Here is a 16,660-nt window from a genome sequence, read left to right as displayed (position 1 = left end):
ATTAAGCCAGGTAACGACATCAGAACTCCCGTAAAAAGGTCATCGATTTTTAATGACCTGAGGATATACCGTTGAAACGCCGTCTGTTTATTGCTGTTTCTTTACTCGCTTCGAGTGTCTCATCTGCTTTTGCGGCCGAACCGCTGGATTTTTCGCCGCAGCCTCCGGCCATTCAGGCTGGCTCCTGGGTGCTGATGGATTACACGACTGGTCAGATCTTAACGGCGGGCAACGAACATCAACAACGTAATCCGGCGAGCCTGACCAAGCTGATGACGGGCTATGTGGTGGATCGGGCCATTGATAGCCATCGCATTACGCCGGACGACATTGTCACCGTAGGACGTGATGCCTGGGCAAAAGGCAACCCGGTTTTTGACGGTTCGTCGCTGATGTTCCTGAAAGAGGGCGATCGCGTCTCCGTGCGCGATCTGAGCCGCGGTCTGATTGTCGATTCCGGTAACGATGCCTGCGTGGCGCTGGCAGATCACGTGGCGGGCGGCCAGCCGCAGTTTGTGAAGATGATGAACGACTATGTGCAAAAGCTGAACCTGCGCGATACGCACTTTGAAACCGTCCACGGCCTGGACGCGCCGGGCCAGCACAGCTCTGCCTATGACCTGGCCGTACTCTCCCGGGCCATCATTCACGGCGAGCCTGAGTTTTACCATATGTACAGCGAAAAGAGCCTCACCTGGAATGGGATCACCCAGCAAAACCGCAACGGCCTGCTGTGGGATAAAACCATGAACGTGGACGGTCTTAAAACGGGGCATACCTCGGGGGCAGGCTTTAACCTGATTGCGTCCGCCGTTGACGGCCAGCGTCGCTTGATTGCGGTGGTAATGGGGGCGGACAGCCCGAAAGGGCGCGAGGACCAGGCCCGGAAACTCCTGCACTGGGGGCAGCAGAATTTCGATACGGTGCAGATCCTGCACAACGGTAAAAAAGTGGGGACAGAGCGTATCTGGTACGGCGATAAGGAGCAGGTGAAGCTGGGCACCGACCAGGACTTCTGGCTGGCCCTGCCGAAAGCGGAAGTGCCGAATATCAAAGCCAAATACGTGCTGGATAAAAAAGAGCTGGAAGCGCCAATTGCCGCGCATCAGCGGGTCGGTGAGATCCAGCTCTATGACCGCGACAAGGTGGTAGCCCACTGGCCGCTGGTGACGCTGGAAGCCGTTGATAAAGGCGGCCTGTTCTCCCGCATGAGCGACTATCTGCACCACACGCTTTAACTGCTGCTGAGCAGACTGGCAGGGTTGCGAGTCTGCTCACATAATAAACACTTCACGTTTGCCGATAGGCCACGATCCGCTTTATAGTGTATAAATATACAGTGATAAATGGAGGCAGCATGGACTACAGCATTAAGCAGCAACAGAAACGTAAGATTGCCGGTTTTCATTTGGTCGGGCCGTGGGAACACACGGTAAAACAGGGTTTTGAACAGCTGGTGATGTGGGTCGACGGGCGTCACATTGAGCCACTGGAGTGGGTTGCGGTCTACTACGATAACCCGGATGAGGTCCCGGCAGAAAAACTGCGCTGCGACACGGCCGTCACGGTACCGGATGATTTCGTTATCCCGGAAAACAGCGAAGGCGTCATGATGACGGAAATCGCGGCCGGGGATTATGCCGTGGCGACGGCGCGCGTGGAAAACTACGACTTCGCCACGCCTTGGTATCAGTTCTTTAATTCCCTCCTGCAGGACAATAAGTACCAGATGGCGCTTAAGCCCTGCTTCGAGCGCTATCTCAACGACGGCAATGCAGACGGCTTCTGGGATATCGAAATGTATATCGCAGTAGAGCATAAAAAGGTTTAAGCCTGCTAAATGAAGGGTTTTTCAGCCGGAAGCGATCCGCCCGGCTGAAAACACAGTACAATTGTGATTTGCCGTGTAGCTGGAGAGCGGGTGTGCGTCCCGACAAATCATTAACTCCTTTTGAAATTCGCTTGTACAAACACTACCGCGTGGTGCATGGATGTCGCATCGCGCTGGCGTTCGTGTTGACGTTTGTCCTGGTCCGCTTGCTGGATGTTCCGGAAGGGACGTGGCCGCTGATCACGCTGGTGGTGGTGATGGGGCCCATCTCGTTTTGGGGAAACGTTGTTCCGCGCGCCTTCGAGCGGATTGGCGGGACCGTTTTAGGCTCGGCGCTTGGGCTTATCGCCCTGAAGCTGGAGCTTATATCGTTTCCAGTTATGCTGGCATGGTGCGGTGCCGCTATGTTCCTGTGCGGCTGGCTGGCATTGGGCAAAAGACCGTATCAGGCGCTGCTGATTGGGATTACTCTCGCGGTGGTGGTTGGTGCGCCCGCCGGAGATATGACCACCGCGCTGTGGCGAAGCGGGGATGTCATTCTGGGGTCACTGCTGGCCATGCTCTTTACCGGTATCTGGCCGCAGCGTGCTTTTCTGCACTGGCGCATTCAGATGGCCAACTACGTTACCGCGTTTAACCGCGTCTATCAGGCCGGTTTTTCTCCCAACCTGGTTGAGCGTCCCCGGCTGGAAAAGCATCTGCAAACGATCCTCAACGACGTGGTTAAAATGCGCGGCCTGATCACCCCCGCCAGCAAAGAAACCCATATTCAGAAAGCAATTTTCGAAGCCATCCAGACGGTAAGCCGCAACCTGGTCTGCATGCTTGAACTGCAGATCAACGCGCACTGGGCCTCGCGCCCCAGCCATCTGCTGATGCTTAACGCGCAGACCCTCAAAGAGACCCAGCAGATGACGCAGCAAACGCTGTTGACCATCGCACACGCGCTCTATGAAGGTAACCCGCAGCCGATACTGGCGAACAGCGAGCGGCTGAATGAGATCGTTGCGGAGCTGAAGCAGTTAATCAATGAACGCCAGGGCGATAACGTGGCAGAAACGCCTATTCACGGCTATGTCTGGCTGAGTATGGAACTGGCGCGTCAGCTTGAGCTGCTATCGCATCTTATTTGCCGGGCGCTGCGCAAATAAAAGGCGTATGTGACGCCTGCTGCTTCGATTCAGCAGCAATTGGGGTTATGATAGATTTAAACGATATACTCATTGTCATTCGCAGCCGCTGTCTGTTACAACGGTTGCCTTAACGAATCCGAATCTCACATTATCAGGGGTGTAAAAATGGAAACTACCAAGCCTTCGTTCCAGGATGTTCTGGAATTCGTCCGCCTGTTCCGCCGCAAAAACAAACTGCAGCGTGAAATCCAGGACGTTGAGAAGAAGATCCGTGACAACCAGAAGCGTGTTCTGCTGCTCGACAACCTGAGCGACTACATCAAGCCAGGAATGAGCGTTGAAGCTATTCAGGGCATCATCGCCAGCATGAAGAGCGACTATGAAGACCGCGTTGATGACTACATCATCAAAAACGCTGAGCTGTCCAAAGAGCGTCGTGACATCTCTAAGAAGCTGAAAGTGATGGGCGAAATCAAGAACGGCGAAGCAAAAAGCGAATAATCGCAGCGAATAGTGAAAAAGGCTCTCTGGTGACAGAGAGCCTTTTTTTATGATTCAGAACGCGGCTGTAGCTGATAAATCCAGGCATTAACCTGTTTGCCTTCGAGGGTGGTTACCGTGACCTCAACCCGATCGTAGCCGTCTTCAAATTCATCGAGCATTTGCCAGTGTGCGGCAAGGTTATCAGAGATAAACAGATAGCCTTCGACGCGGGGCCCGTCAGGGTGGAGCACAATCCCCGGGAAGTCTGCCGCAGCGCCCCAGCCTCGTTCGTAAAACGTGCCGGATACGAAGCCGGCCAGCCATTCACCGCCAATGTTTTCAAGAATATGCGCATTAGAGTGGCCCGGACGCAGCGTGCCGTAGACAAACAGAGCGTTCATTTTCCCTCACCCGCAAAGCAAAAAGCCTGCTTTAAAAGCAGGCTTTTTAAATTTGGCTCCTCTGACTGGACTCGAACCAGTGACATACGGATTAACAGTCCGCCGTTCTACCGACTGAACTACAGAGGAATCGTTGTGGAGGCTTATCTTAGCGGCGAAAAAAGTTTTGTCAAACCTGATCTTAGAGAAAATCGACCGATTGCTGATTCTGTCGTCAGTTTGTTGTAAATCCACACATCTTTTTCTGGAAAATACTTTGCAGGATGAGCATTTGTCCCCCATCATTTGAAATGGAGTTTCAACTTTTCTCTCTAAGGTCCATTTTGAACGTCACTGCCTCCTTACGCCAGGCGATAACGCGCACGCCATGGTATGCAAAACGTAAAAGCTATCGTGTTCTGTTCTGGCGTGAAATCACCCCTCTTGCTGTGCCTATCTTTCTGGAAAATACCTGCGTTCTGCTGATGGGGGTTCTGAGTACCTTCCTGGTGAGCTGGCTGGGGAAAGAGGCGATGGCCGGGGTCGGGCTGGCGGACAGCTTTAATATGGTGGTGATCTCGTTCTTTGCCGCCATAGACCTCGGGACGACGGTGGTGGTGGCCTTTAGCCTCGGCAAGCTTGACCCCAAGCGCGCGCGCGAGGCGGCCCGTCAGTCGCTGATGATCATGACCATTTTTTCGATCGTTCTGGCGGCGGTGATCCACTATTTCGGTAAAGAGATTATCGACTTTGTCGCCGGGGAAGCCACTAATGAGGTTAAAGACCTGGCGCTGACCTACCTGGAAATGACCGTCTTAAGCTATCCGGCGGCGGCCATTGCGCTGATTGGCAGCGGTGCGCTCCGCGGGGCGGGCAACACCAAAATCCCGCTGCTGATCAACGGCGGGATGAATATCCTGAATATCATCATCAGCAGCGTCCTGATCTACGGCGTGTTCTCCTGGGAAGGGCTGGGGTTCGTCGGTGCCGGACTGGGGTTAACCATTTCACGCTATATCGGCGCGGTGGCCATCATCGGGGTGCTGATGGCGGGGATCACGCCTTCGCTGCGCCTTACGCTGAAAAGCTATTTCCGCCCCTTTAATTTCGCCATTATCTGGGAAGTGATGGGGATCGGCATTCCCGCGAGTATTGAATCGGTGCTGTTTAACGGCGGGAAGCTGCTCACGCAGATGTTTGTCGCCGGGATGGGGACCGACGTTATCGCCGGTAACTTCATCGCCTTTTCCATCGCCTCGCTGATTAACCTGCCGGGTAACGCGCTGGGTTCGGCCTCGACCATCATCACGGGTAAGCGGCTCGGGAAAGGGCAAATAGGGCAGGCGGAGCGGCAGCTGCGGCACGTGTTCTGGCTATCAACCATTGGGCTGACCCTGATCGCCTGGGGCACCGCGCCGTTTGCCGGGCTGATGGCCTCGTTCTATACCCACGAAGATGATGTTAAAGAGGTCGTTAAGATCCTCATCTGGCTCAACGCGGCCTTTATGCCCATCTGGGCGGCCTCATGGGTTCTGCCCGCCGGGCTGAAAGGCGCGCGCGATGCCCGCTTTGCGATGTGGGTATCAATGCTCGGCATGTGGGGTTGTCGCGTTGTCGCGGGGTATACGCTCGGGGTGATGCTCGGATGGGGCGTTATCGGCGTCTGGCTGGGGATGTTCCTTGACTGGGCCGTGCGGGGCGCGCTGTTCTACTGGCGTATGGTCAGCGGGCGCTGGCTGTGGAAATATCCGCGGAAAAATGCCTGACAATTGCGCGAAATGGAGAATTATTCGGCAAACGATCGGAAATATGCATTCTGCCTTTGACATCATGGGGGAGCATCGATAATATGCGCCCCGTTCACACGATTCCTCTGTAGTTCAGTCGGTAGAACGGCGGACTGTTAATCCGTATGTCACTGGTTCGAGTCCAGTCAGAGGAGCCAAATTTGAAAAGCCTGCTTTTAAAGCAGGCTTTTTGCTTTTCTGCGGCGGGTAAAATTGTCGGGTGGCGGCTTCGCCTTACCCGACCTACAGGACATGTAGGCCCGGTAAGCGAAGCGCCACCAGGCACCAGACCGCACGAAATTACACACGAATCGGCGCCGTCGCCTCCTCGAGCCACGCACGCGCTTCACTATTCACCAGCGGCAACAGCGCCTCACGTACCTGCCGGTGATACGCATCCAGCCACTTTTTCTCCTGCTCGCTCAATAGATGCAGCTCAACCTGAGTTAAGTCGACAGGGATCAGCGTCAGCGAGGCAAATCTACAAAACCCCGGACGGCTCTCCACAATCTCCACCTGGTTTTCAATGCGAATACCGTGGCTATCGCCCAGATAATATCCCGGCTCGATAGTCATGATATTGCCCGCCACCAGCGGCCACGGGTTGACCTTTTTGGCAATACGATGCGGGTTTTCATGGATCAAAAGCTGATGCCCCACGCCGTGCCCCGTACCGTGATCGTAATCCAGCCCCATCTCCCACAGCGGACGACGCGCAAAAGCGTCCAGCTGATGCCCCTGAGTTCCGGAAGGAAACTGCAGGGTAATGAGTGATAGGAAACCTCTCAGCACGGCGGTGTAGTGCAGGCGCTGCTGCGGATCGACCTGACCCCATGCCAGCGTGCGCGTGGCATCGGTGGTGCCATTAGCATACTGACCTCCGGAATCGTTCAGGTAAAAATGGTCATGGCCGATAGGCTTGTTGCTGGCCTCGCTGGAATGGTAATGGCACATCGCCGCATTGCTGGAGGAGGCGGAGATAGTGGCAAAACTCTGCTCGATAAACCCCGGCTGCTGTTTGCGGAACGCGAGCTGCTGCGCCTGCGCGTCCAGCTCAGTCAGCGGTTGTCCTGCCGCCTCGCGCAGCGGCACTTCACGGCTTAGCCAGGCGAGGAAGTTGACCCACGCGGCACCGTCCTGGTGATGACACTCGCGGTAACCCGCAAGTTCGACCGAGTTTTTAGTTGCCTTCATCAGGGTAATAGGGTCGGTCCGCCAGACAATTTCTCCCCGTGGTTCAATGGCGAAGCGCAGGGCTACCGGCGCGGAGTCGGCATCCACCATCACCCGCTTACCTTCAGCAATCTGCTGGCAACGTTCGATAAAGGCGTCCTGCGGCGCAATGGTGAACGCACTGCGCACCGCGTCTGGCAGGGCGCTGAGCTTGTTGTCGTTAACAAACCACTCAACGTGACCGTCACGGCCAAGCAGGACAAAGGAGAGCGGGACCGGGCTGTAAGGGATATCCGCGCCCCGCACGTTCAGGAGCCAGGCGATGTTATCCGGCAGGGTAACGGCCAGATAATCGGCATTGTTCGCCGCCAGCACGGCGGCAGCGCGCTGGCGTTTGTCTGCGCTGCTTTCGCCGCTCAGCTCAACCGGCATTTCACGAATCAGCCCCGCCGGCGCGGCAGGGCGGTCAGTCCACAGGGTATCAAAAGGAGACTGACTCAGTGGCACCAGCTCGCACGGTGTGGTGGAGAGCTGCTCAAACTCCGAATGGGTCATCAGCAGCGCCTCAAAGCCGATGCGTGTCCCTACCTCAACGTTTTCCGCCAGCCATTGCGCCAGCGGCTCGTTATGCAGGTGGTGGATCTCAACCTCATCCGTATTGACCTGCACGCGCGCCTGAACCTGATAGCGGCCATCGACGAACAGCAGCGCTCTATCCTGCAGCACCAGCGCCACGCCGGCCGAACCGTCAAAGCCCGTCAGCCAGGCCAGCTTTTCGTCGTAGGACGCGCAGTATTCGCTCTGCCAGGCATCGGCGCGCGGGACGATCATCCCGTCGAGGTTATTGGCTTCAAGCCACTGGCGCAGGGCAGAGAGCGGTGATGTGCTGTACATTCTTTATCCTTATCGTGATTAGCGGAACGGCGGCTCGTTAAAGGTGCGCAGCTTGCGGGAATGCAGCTTGTCGCCTTCCGCCCGCAGCAGGTCGATGGCGCGAATGCCAATTTGCAGATGCTCTGAGATAGCCCCCTCATAGAAGCGGTTGGCCTGGCCCGGCAGCTTAATTTCGCCGTGCAGCGGCTTATCGGAGACGCACAGCAGCGTGCCGTAGGGGACGCGGAAGCGATAGCCCTGCGCGGCGATGGTGGCGCTCTCCATATCAATCGCCACCGCGCGGCTCAGGTTGAACCGCAGCGCGGAGGCGGAGTAGCGCAGCTCCCAGTTGCGGTCATCCGTCGTGACGACCGTACCGGTGCGCAGGCGCTGTTTAACCTCTTCACCCGGCATGCCACTGACCTCTTTGGTGGCGTCATACAGCGCGCGCTGCACTTCGGCGATGCTCGGGATTGGGATATCCGGCGGCAGTACGGCGTCAAGCACGTGGTCGTCGCGCAGGTAGGCGTGGGCGAGAACGTAATCGCCAATCAGCTGACTTTCGCGCAGGCCGCCGCAGTGGCCAATCATCAGCCACACGTCCGGGCGCAGTACCGCCAGATGGTCGCAGATGGTTTTCGCATTCGACGGTCCCACGCCAATGTTGATCAACGTGATGCCCTGACCGTCGGCGGTGATCAGGTGCCAGGCGGGCATCTGGTGTTTTTTCCACGCCAGGTCGGAAATGGCCTGCTCGGGCGCTTCGGTCTCCGCGGTGATCCAGATCCCGCCCGCACAGGACAGCGCGATGTAAGGGCTCTCCGGGTCAAGGATCTGGCTACAGCCCCAGCGGACAAACTCGTCGACGTAGCGGGTGTAGTTGGTAAAGAGCACGAAGGGCTGGAAATGTTCGGCTGGCGTACCGGTGTAGTGGCGCAGACGTGCCAGGGAGAAATCGACCCGGCGGGCATCAAAATGCGACAGGGGAGAAAATTCTGCCGGGTGATAAATCCCGTCAGCCGTCTCATCGCCAATCTGCGAAAGTTCAGTCGTCGGGAAGTGGCGGGTCAGTCCCGCGCTCATGGAGCGGTCAAGCGTTAACGCCGAGCCGTCAATCACGTAGGGATACGGGATTTCATGCTGTGAGGGCTCAACGGCTATATGCGCACCGTAGTCCTGGTACAGCAGCGTGAGCTGTTCTTCAAGATAAGGGCGGAACAGTGCAGGGCGGGTGACGGTGGTGCTGTAGCAGCCGGAGTGGGTAAAACGCGCGTAGGCGCGGGTTTTCGGCGTGGTGCTAGCGCTGCCGTCCCAGGTTACAGAGAGCGATGGATAAACAAAAAGGCCCGCGATTCTGGCCTTTTCGTCGGGGAGTTTCCCTGTTTCGATATACTCGCTAATGGCGCTGCGCAGCGCATTGACGGACTGTTCATACAGCGCGTCGAGTTTTTCCAGCGCCTGAGCCGGGGTCAGGCTGGAGCCCTTATTATTCATCTCTGTCTCCTTGTTCCACAGGTGTGCGACTCTACCCGATAGTATGTCACACGCCTGTGAAACAAAAGTGAGATCAGCGGTGGCTCGTCTCTTTCATCAATAGCGCCGTCGCCGCCGACAGCAGGCAGCCGGCCAGCAGATAAATGGCCACGCTGTGCCAGTTTCCGCCGGAGAAGGTCACCAGCGCGGCGGCAATAAACGGCGTAAACCCGCCGCCGACAACGCTTGCGACCTGGTAACCCACCCCTGCGCCGCTGTAGCGGTAGCTGGCGCCGAACAGTTCGGTAAACATCGGCTGCTGGACGCAGACCACCATATCGTGAGCGATGTTCGCGAGCATGATGGCGAAGAAGACAATCCAGAAGATCGACTGCGCCTCCAGCGCCATAAAGAATGGCCACGCGCTGAGGGTTCCCACCAGCGCCCCGGTAATGTAGACGCGACGGCGGCCAAACCGGTCCGCCAGCCAGGCGAAGCAGGGGATTGTCAGGCAACTGATCCCCCCGACCACCAGGCCGATATTGAGGAACAATTCGCGCGGCAGGCCGAGGTTCTGCGTCGAATAGTTCAGCGCAAACGCGGTGACGATATACATCGTCAGCAGTTCGCACAGGCGCAGGGCGATAATTTTCAGAAAAGCGCCAGGGTGCTGAACCAGGGCTTCCATCACCGGCAACCGTTTTTTGGCGGCCGGCTTTTCCTGCTGCTGCTGTTCGAATTCAGCGGACTCTTCCATCCCGTTACGGATCCACAGCGCGGCAATGACCAGCACGATGCTGAAGATGAACGGAATGCGCCAGCCCCAGCTCAGGAACTGCTCGTCGGTGGTGAGCTGGCTGATTAAGGAGACCAGCCCGGTGGACAGGAGCAGACCCACGCCATAGCCAACCTGCACGCCGCTGCTGTAAAAGGCTTTCCGGTGCTTCGGCGCGCTCTCTACGGACAGCAGCGCCGCGCCGCCCCATTCGCCGCCCACGGCGAAACCCTGGATGGCGCGCAGCGTGACCAGCAATACCGGCGCCCACCAGCCAATCGCGGAAAACGAAGGGAGAATGCCAATCAGCGCGGTGGCGATCCCCATCATCCAGACGGTGAGCATCAGCATGCGTTTGCGGCCGAGGCGGTCACCGAAGTGGCCGAAGATCACACCGCCCAGCGGGCGAAACAGAAAGCCAACGCCGAAGGTGGCAAACGCGGCGAGCGTGCCCATCGCGGGGCTGACCTGCGGAAAGAACTCGCGGTTAAAGACCAGGGCGGCGGTAATGCCGTAGAGCAGAAAATCATACCAGTCGACGACGGCACCCGCGAAGCTGCCTAAGGCTGCGCGGCGGGCACGATTGAGCGAAGATGTCTCCTCGTTGGGACGTTCGGAGATGAGGGTGGAGTCCATAGTTGTCCTGTCTGTACTGATTTTTAATTATTGGTATAAGAAAAGGTCACTCACGTTGCGTCCGTCATATAAACGGAACCTATGAGACTACCGCGACAAAACGCCTGAGAAAACGTTTTTATCTTTCCGGAAGGCGCTGAATAAATAAATTTCATCTTACCCTGCCTCGAGATAAATCAGTCTGTTTGGCTCCGGTTAGTGCTGAATGGATTACAGTAATAGATACCGCTGCGTGACTTAAGCTGAGGGAAAAACGATGCAACGTAACTTTTCGGCCATCTGGATTGTCCTGTTTTTATTCGCCGCACCGCTTCATGCCGAGCCGAAAGTCTATGGAGAACAGCGTATTAGCGGCTGGTGGAATGCGCTGACGGAGGATATATCCCAGACCTGGGAAGAGCCGCAACGTTACGATTTGTACCTGCCGTTCCTTAGCTGGCACGCTCGCTTTATGTACGACAAAGAAAAAACGGACAATTACAACGAAATGCCGTGGGGCGGCGGGCTGGGCGTTTCCCGCTATAACGAAGAGGGCAACTGGAGCGCGCTCTTCGCGATGATGTTCAAGGACTCGCACAACGAATGGCAGCCCGCGATGGGCTATGGCTGGGAGAAGGGCTGGTATCTGGATAATGCCAAAGATTTCCGCCTTGGGCTCGGTGCCGCAGCGGGCATCACGGCGCGAGATGATTTTGCCAACTACGTGCCGCTACCGTTCATCTTCCCGCTGTTTTCAGCCGGCTATAAGCGCGTTACCGTCCAGTTCACCTATATTCCAGGAACCTATAACAACGGTAACGTGCTCTTTGCCTGGATGCGCTTAGGCTTTTAAAGGGTGATCACTTTTTTTGCCACGGCGTTGGACAATACCAGCATGGAGAAGAGCACCGAGGTGACGAAAGTGAGCACAATCAGCGCCAGCTTCATACCGAGAGAGGTCACCGGGATCAGCGCCGTCAGCAGGTGAAACACCGAGTAGTGGACAATATACACGCCGGTCATTGTTTTGCTGATGGCGGCCAGCACTGACTCCTTAAACTCAGCATTGCGGCGAAAGCGCACCCCGTTCGCCGCAATCACCAGCGCAATAATCAGAATGTAGATTTGCGAGCCGGTAAGAATAAAGGCGTTTCTGTCGGCCTTGAACAGGGCAAAAAAGAAGTGGCGTTCGTAAAACCAGGTGAAGAGATAAATAAACGGGATGGCGATAACCGCCGCCCTGACGACATTTTTGCGGCTAATCCACTCGGCGATTTTCGGGTCGCAGAAGAGTTGCCCCGTCAGATAAAACAGCAGCCATGTCCACAACCGATACTGCGGTGAAAGCGAAAGGACGTGCGTTTCAGGATAAAGCGCCGATAGCAGATCGTATCCGTAGGAAAAGAGCAGCAGGGCGGCAATCGCCCCGCAGAATAGCGCTCGCCGCTGGCTAAGCCACTCCACCGCCGGGTGGAAGGTGTAAATCACGACAAAGGCGAACACGAACCAGGGCTGGATTAAATACCCGCGCTGGTAAGGCTCCCACAGGTAGTAGATCGTTATCCAGAACAGAAAAACAATTATCAGACTTTTAATCTTACCCAACTGCCAGCGGGTGCCGTGCCGGGATTGTCCGTCGAGATAGCCCGCAACCACAAAAAAAAGCGGCGTGGCGATGGTCGAAATAAAGGTTAAAAGCCCAAGGATCCAGTGATAGTCGTAATCATAATGATCCCAGGTATTGTAGATAGTGAAGAAGGTGACCGCCGTCATACAGCCCAGCGTCTTGATAATATTCAGCCCTGTCGCATTCATTGTTGTTTGGCTTCGTCCTTACGATGGAAACACGCATAGATCACCGGGAGTACCAGTAGCGTCAGGATTGTAGCAAACCCAAGTCCAAACATAATCACAACGGCCATGCTCTGGAAGAAAACGTCCAGCAGCAGCGGAGCCAGGCCAAGTACGGTAGTGAACGCGGTGAGCAGGATGGGGCGCAGGCGCGAGGTGGCGGCATAAACGATCGCGCTGTGCTGATCCTTTTGCGTTTTCTGCTGTTCGATCTCTTCCACCAGCACGATGCCGTTGCGGATGAGCATTCCGCTCAGGCTCAGCAGGCCAATCAGCGCCATAAAGCCAAAGGGAATGCCGGTAATTAAAAATCCCGGCGTGACGCCAATCAGCGCCAGCGGTACGGTCAGCCAGATGGCGACGGCATTTTTCACCGAGCTAAACATCAGCACCGTAATGACAAACATCACCAGATACCCGACAGGTAGCGTAGTGAACAGCCCTTGCTGCGCTTCGCTGGAGTTTTCCGCGTCGCCTCCCCACTCAATGCTGTAGCCGTGTGGCAGGGGAAGGGCATCTACCTGCGGCTTCACGCGGGCGAGAATATCGCCGGAGGTTTGCTGGCTTAGCGGGTCCGGGTCCGTCTGAACCGTCAGAACCCGCGAGCGGTCGCGTCGAAGGATGAGCGGATCTTCCCACTCCAGCGAAAAGCGGCTGACGACGTTACTCAGCGGGATATACTGCTGCCGCGTCTGGCTCCACACCAGCACGTTGTTCAGGTGATTGGCGTCCAGCCGTTCGCTTTCAGGGGGCCTCACCACCACGGGCAGCAGGTCACTGCCTTCCCGATACAACCCCGCCCGGCTGCCGGAGAAATTCATCTCCAGCGCGTTGTCGACGTCCTGTTTATCTACGCCAAGCTCGCGGCCCAGGGCGGCAACGTACTGTGGGCGGATCACCTTGCTGCGGTTTTGCCAGTCGTTCCTGACGCTGCCCGTGGCCGGGTCGCGGGTGAGGATGTCGTCCACCTGGCTGGCAATCAGGCGCAGCCGGTCAGGATCGGGACCTTTAATGCGTACCTCAATGGCGCTGTCGCCGGAGGGGCCAAACATCACGCGCTTGGTGCTGGCGTTGACCTGCGGATAGTTTCGCGCGATGTACTCGTCCACGTGGCGCGTCAGGGCGGAGATGTTGCGCTGGTCGTCCATGCGCACCATGATCTGCGCGTAGTTGCTGTACTGCCGCTGTCCGCTGTAGGTCAGAATAAAGCGCATACTTCCCTGACCAATGGTTGAGACGGTGGTTTCCACGCCCGGCTGGCCGTTAATGGTTTTTTCGATATCGCCGGTCATTTTCTCGGTCCATTTAATATCGGTGCCGTAGGGTAGCCAGAGGTCGACAAAGAAAATCGGCGTATTAGACGACGGGAAAAAGTTTTGCCGTACGGCGCCAAAACCCCAGACGGACGCTGCCAGCAGCGCAGCCATCACAATGAGCGTCGATGCCTTATGGTGCAGCAGCGTGTTAAGCAGGCGCTGGTAGAGGCGGTAGAGTCGTTTATCGTAAGGATCTGACTCATCGGTTTTATCGGGGGTGTTGTCGTTTTTAAACAACCACCACTTAATCAGCACCGGGGTGAGGGTGAGCGCCGAAAACCAGCTCAGCATCAGGGAAATCAGCAGCACCTGGAAGAGTGATTTACAGTATTCCCCGGTGGAATCCTGCGACAGCCCGATAGGGGCAAACGCCAGTATGGCAATCACCGTCGCCCCCAGCAGCGGCAGGGCGGAGCGGCGGATGATGTAGTTCACAGCGGCCAGCAGAGGCGAGCCCTGCTGTCGGGCAATCAACACCCCTTCGACAATCACGATGGCGTTATCCACCAGCATGCTGAGGGCGATAATCAGCGCCCCGAGCGAGATGCGCTGCAGCTCAATGCCCCACAGATACATAATCAGCAGCGTGCCGAGCACGTTGAGCGCGAGCGAAAACGCAATGATGATCCCGCTGCGTACGCCCATAAAGATCAGCAGCACGCCGATGACAATCGCCAGCGCCATCAGGAAGTTAATAATAAAACCGTTAACAGAGTGGCCCACTTCGGCTGCCTGATCGTAAAACAGGTCTATTTGTATGCCTGCCGGTTTTTCCGCCGACATCTGGTTTAGCTTCGCCTCCAGCGCGTGGCCCACGTCGATTACGTTCACGCCGGGAATAAACGAGACGCCCATGGTGACGGCTTTTTTGCCGTTGGCATGGTAGATACTGGCTGGCGATTCGTTCAGCCCGCGAGACAGCGTGGCGATATCCCGCAGGCGCGTCGCCGCACCGGTGCCGGAAGGCGTGATGATGATATCCGCCAGTTCATCAAGATTCTCGAATTCACCGGTCGGGTGCAGGCGAATGGATTCGGTGCCGGAGGTGATTTCTCCGGCGCTGGAAACGACGTTAAGCCTGCTGAGCAGGGCGGAAAGCTGGTTCAGCGTAATGCCGCGCGCGGCCATTTTAGTCAGGGAGATATCGATGTTGACCTGCTGGCTAATGGCCCCGCCGATGGCAACCTTCGCGACGCCGGGGACCAGAATCAACGCGCGGCGCAGCTGCTCCGCATATCTCACCAGTTCAGGATTACTGAATTCATCTCCGGAAATGGCGAAGAAGAAGCCGAACACGTCGCCGAAATCGTCATTCACAAAGGGCGCGATGACGCCGGGCGGAAACTGACGCGAGGCATCGCCCACGCGGCGGCGAAGTTCATCCCAAATCTGCGGCAGTTCGTTCGAGTGATAGCGTGAAGCGATGTTAACGGTGATTTGCGACAGACCGTTTGACGAGATGGAGCTCACGTTGTCCAGATAAGGCAGCTGCTGAAGGGCATTCTCCAGCGGCAGCGTAACCTCCTCTTCAACCTGCTGAGCGGATGCGCCGGGATAGTGGGTGACCACCACGGCGGTTTTGATGGTAAAGGCGGGATCTTCCAGCCTGCCGATATTCAACAGGGCGAAAATACCGCCGATGCCCAGCAGCAGAATCGTTAGCCAGACGCGAACAGGGTTATTAATAAATTGACGAGAGATATCCATTACAGTCCCCGTTCACGCGTCCAGATACGCACTGGCTGGTTAGCGTGGAGCTCCCCAACGCCTGCGGCCACCACGCGCTCGCCCGCCTTAAGCCCGCTGGTGATTACCACGCCTTCGGTACTCACTTGCCCCACGCTGACCTTGCGGTCTTCAAGATGGAGCGTGTCGCCTTCTCCCGTTACGACCCAGACGTGCGGCTCATTGCGCGGGCTGTTGTCCGGGTTAAAGACTGCCTCAACCGGTACGACGAGCGCCTGAGCGCCTGCGCCAGCCGGGAGATTGGTTAAATTAATGGTCACCGTACCGCTTACGCCACCGACGGCGGGAAAATCATCGGGTCGCGGCATGGTGAGTATCACTTGCCAGGTCAGGGTATTGCTGTCGCTGCTGCCCGAATGCTCTTTGTAGACGGCGGTAAATTCCCGATCCGGAAGGGCGTTAATTTTCACCACGGGGCGGTACTGCGCGTTGCGAATATCAAAGGTCTTAAACAGGTTTTCAGGAATGCTGAACACCACGTCCAGCAGATCGGTACGGGTTAACGTCGCGATGGGCTGACCGGCGGACACCACCTGATGGTTTCGCACGTGCACGCTGGCCGCCGTCCCGCTAAAGGGCGCAACGAGCGTCATCTGATTTAGCTCTTCCCGGGCAATCTGCAGCGCCGCATTCGCCGAATCGCGGTTCGCACGCTGCACGTCCATCTCGGCTTTTGAAATGGCCTGTCGTCCTGCCAGCGTCTGGAAGCGGTCGAACTGCCTCTGGGCCAGCGTCGCCGCCGTTTGTCTGTCATTTACCCGCTGCTGGGCTTCACGGGCATTCAGTCTGGCAAGCTGTTGCCCCTGCTTGATGGCAGCGCCCTGACGTACATCAAGCGTTTCAATTTGACCGGCGCGCTTGAAGGAAAGGTCTGTGGCATCGCCCGATTCAATGCGGGCGGGAAAAACGCGCTGCTGGGCGTGACCCGGAGCCGTCACCTCCGCCACTTTTACCATTCTGGGCAGGGGAGAGGCTTGCTTGGGTTTCGGATCGCATGCCGTGAGCGTTAACAAAACGAACGGTAAAAGAGAGAGGTAGCGGTTCACTGTATTCCCCTAATAAATAACTGTTTTATTTATTCCATAACCTGGACAGGGGGTGACACTATTCTGCCAGAACAGTGACGACCATATAGGTAAATAAACCAATCGCCGTGCTGGCGATAATGGCAAGCGCAATAAACATACCCAGGCGGATCAGGCTTAAACCATACATACATTCCTC

General features: G+C 56.7%; 13 protein-coding genes and 2 tRNA genes. 7 read left to right on the top strand and 8 right to left on the bottom strand.

What is annotated here, in order from left to right; translation table 11 throughout:
* The first annotated feature begins 71 nt into the window (after positions 1-71).
* The 4 genes from dacD to ACWHWP_RS15040 all read left to right on the top strand — a co-directional run bounded on the left by dacD (position 72) and on the right by ACWHWP_RS15040 (position 3,465).
* The gene (dacD, locus tag ACWHWP_RS15055) at positions 72-1,238 is read left to right on the top strand and encodes a serine-type D-Ala-D-Ala carboxypeptidase DacD (RefSeq protein WP_045887846.1); all 1,167 of its coding nucleotides are present in this window, start codon (positions 72-74) and stop codon (positions 1,236-1,238) included.
* A gap of 119 nt (positions 1,239-1,357) precedes the next feature.
* Positions 1,358-1,831 carry a DNA gyrase inhibitor SbmC gene (gene sbmC, locus ACWHWP_RS15050; RefSeq protein ID WP_063957623.1) on the top strand — a complete coding sequence of 158 codons (474 nt, stop codon included), beginning with the start codon at positions 1,358-1,360 and terminating at the stop codon, positions 1,829-1,831.
* Positions 1,832-1,923: 92 nt separating this feature from the next.
* Positions 1,924-2,982 carry an FUSC family protein gene (locus tag ACWHWP_RS15045; protein ID WP_063957622.1) on the top strand — a complete coding sequence of 353 codons (1,059 nt, stop codon included), beginning with the start codon at positions 1,924-1,926 and terminating at the stop codon, positions 2,980-2,982.
* A 147-nt stretch (positions 2,983-3,129) separates the two neighbouring features.
* Positions 3,130-3,465, top strand: a complete 336-nt coding sequence (locus tag ACWHWP_RS15040) for a DUF496 family protein (RefSeq protein WP_008499467.1) — start codon at positions 3,130-3,132, stop codon at positions 3,463-3,465.
* A gap of 47 nt (positions 3,466-3,512) precedes the next feature.
* Here ACWHWP_RS15040 and ACWHWP_RS15035 read toward each other — a convergent pair whose 3' ends face one another.
* The gene (locus ACWHWP_RS15035) at positions 3,513-3,848 is read right to left on the bottom strand and encodes a gamma-glutamylcyclotransferase family protein (RefSeq protein WP_047346450.1); all 336 of its coding nucleotides are present in this window, start codon (positions 3,846-3,848) and stop codon (positions 3,513-3,515) included.
* Between the two features lie 53 nt (positions 3,849-3,901).
* Positions 3,902-3,977: transfer RNA gene (locus ACWHWP_RS15030), tRNA-Asn, on the bottom strand.
* Positions 3,978-4,138: 161 nt separating this feature from the next.
* Between ACWHWP_RS15030 and emmdR the strand changes: the two genes are divergently transcribed.
* Positions 4,139-5,593 (top strand): multidrug efflux MATE transporter EmmdR, encoded by a 1,455-nt coding sequence (gene emmdR / locus ACWHWP_RS15025; protein ID WP_123138894.1) that lies wholly within the window; start codon positions 4,139-4,141, stop codon positions 5,591-5,593.
* Between the two features lie 103 nt (positions 5,594-5,696).
* Positions 5,697-5,772, top strand: a tRNA-Asn gene (locus ACWHWP_RS15020).
* 142 nt (positions 5,773-5,914) lie between these two features.
* Here the strand turns inward: ACWHWP_RS15020 and ACWHWP_RS15015 are convergent.
* The 3 genes from ACWHWP_RS15015 to shiA form a co-directional block, all read right to left on the bottom strand.
* Positions 5,915-7,681, bottom strand: coding sequence for an aminopeptidase P family protein (locus ACWHWP_RS15015; RefSeq protein WP_447855924.1), 1,767 nt, complete (start codon positions 7,679-7,681; stop codon positions 5,915-5,917).
* An 18-nt stretch (positions 7,682-7,699) separates the two neighbouring features.
* A complete protein-coding gene (locus tag ACWHWP_RS15010) occupies positions 7,700-9,154 on the bottom strand; it encodes an AMP nucleosidase (protein WP_447855923.1) in 1,455 nt (484 codons plus the stop codon).
* Between the two features lie 73 nt (positions 9,155-9,227).
* On the bottom strand, positions 9,228-10,544 hold the full coding sequence (gene shiA, locus ACWHWP_RS15005) for a shikimate transporter (RefSeq protein WP_059310263.1): 1,317 nt from the start codon (positions 10,542-10,544) through the stop codon (positions 9,228-9,230).
* Positions 10,545-10,800: 256 nt separating this feature from the next.
* Here shiA and pagP point away from each other — a divergent pair, with 256 nt between their 5' ends.
* Positions 10,801-11,376, top strand: coding sequence for a lipid IV(A) palmitoyltransferase PagP (pagP, locus tag ACWHWP_RS15000; protein WP_447855921.1), 576 nt, complete (start codon positions 10,801-10,803; stop codon positions 11,374-11,376).
* Here pagP and ACWHWP_RS14995 read toward each other — a convergent pair.
* Genes ACWHWP_RS14995 through ACWHWP_RS14985 form a run of 3 tightly spaced genes read right to left on the bottom strand, consistent with a single transcriptional unit; the run spans position 11,373 to position 16,482 of the window.
* On the bottom strand, positions 11,373-12,338 hold the full coding sequence (locus ACWHWP_RS14995; RefSeq protein ID WP_447855919.1) for an acyltransferase: 966 nt from the start codon (positions 12,336-12,338) through the stop codon (positions 11,373-11,375). The two genes, pagP and ACWHWP_RS14995, sit on opposite strands and share 4 nt — an antisense overlap.
* Entirely contained in the window at positions 12,335-15,397 is a 3,063-nt protein-coding gene (locus ACWHWP_RS14990; protein WP_447855917.1) for an efflux RND transporter permease subunit, read from the bottom strand. Before ACWHWP_RS14990 ends, ACWHWP_RS14995 begins: the two co-directional genes overlap by 4 nt.
* On the bottom strand, positions 15,397-16,482 hold the full coding sequence (locus tag ACWHWP_RS14985) for an efflux RND transporter periplasmic adaptor subunit (protein WP_447855916.1): 1,086 nt from the start codon (positions 16,480-16,482) through the stop codon (positions 15,397-15,399). The genes ACWHWP_RS14990 and ACWHWP_RS14985 overlap by 1 nt, the downstream gene beginning before the upstream one ends.
* Between the last annotated feature and the right edge of the window lie 178 nt (positions 16,483-16,660).

The sequence above is a fragment of the Enterobacter sp. WI-ESBL-E8 genome, from assembly GCF_053364895.1.
Note: the sequence above shows the minus strand (reverse complement) of the source record. Positions and strands in the feature narration are given on the sequence as shown.

What these genes read in the sequence shown, in the direction of transcription:
- sbmC (WP_063957623.1), top strand. Translation starts at nt 1,358, where the DNA reads ATGGACTACAGCATTAAGCAGCAACAGAAACGTAAGATTGCCGGTTTT.
- ACWHWP_RS15040 (WP_008499467.1), top strand. Translation starts at nt 3,130, where the DNA reads ATGGAAACTACCAAGCCTTCGTTCCAGGATGTTCTGGAATTCGTCCGC.
- ACWHWP_RS15035 (WP_047346450.1), bottom strand. Translation starts at nt 3,848, where the DNA reads ATGAACGCTCTGTTTGTCTACGGCACGCTGCGTCCGGGCCACTCTAAT.
- emmdR (WP_123138894.1), top strand. Translation starts at nt 4,139, where the DNA reads ATGGAGTTTCAACTTTTCTCTCTAAGGTCCATTTTGAACGTCACTGCC.
- ACWHWP_RS15015 (WP_447855924.1), bottom strand. Translation starts at nt 7,681, where the DNA reads ATGTACAGCACATCACCGCTCTCTGCCCTGCGCCAGTGGCTTGAAGCC.
- ACWHWP_RS15010 (WP_447855923.1), bottom strand. Translation starts at nt 9,154, where the DNA reads ATGAATAATAAGGGCTCCAGCCTGACCCCGGCTCAGGCGCTGGAAAAA.
- shiA (WP_059310263.1), bottom strand. Translation starts at nt 10,544, where the DNA reads ATGGACTCCACCCTCATCTCCGAACGTCCCAACGAGGAGACATCTTCG.
- pagP (WP_447855921.1), top strand. Translation starts at nt 10,801, where the DNA reads ATGCAACGTAACTTTTCGGCCATCTGGATTGTCCTGTTTTTATTCGCC.
- ACWHWP_RS14995 (WP_447855919.1), bottom strand. Translation starts at nt 12,338, where the DNA reads ATGAATGCGACAGGGCTGAATATTATCAAGACGCTGGGCTGTATGACG.
- ACWHWP_RS14990 (WP_447855917.1), bottom strand. Translation starts at nt 15,397, where the DNA reads ATGGATATCTCTCGTCAATTTATTAATAACCCTGTTCGCGTCTGGCTA.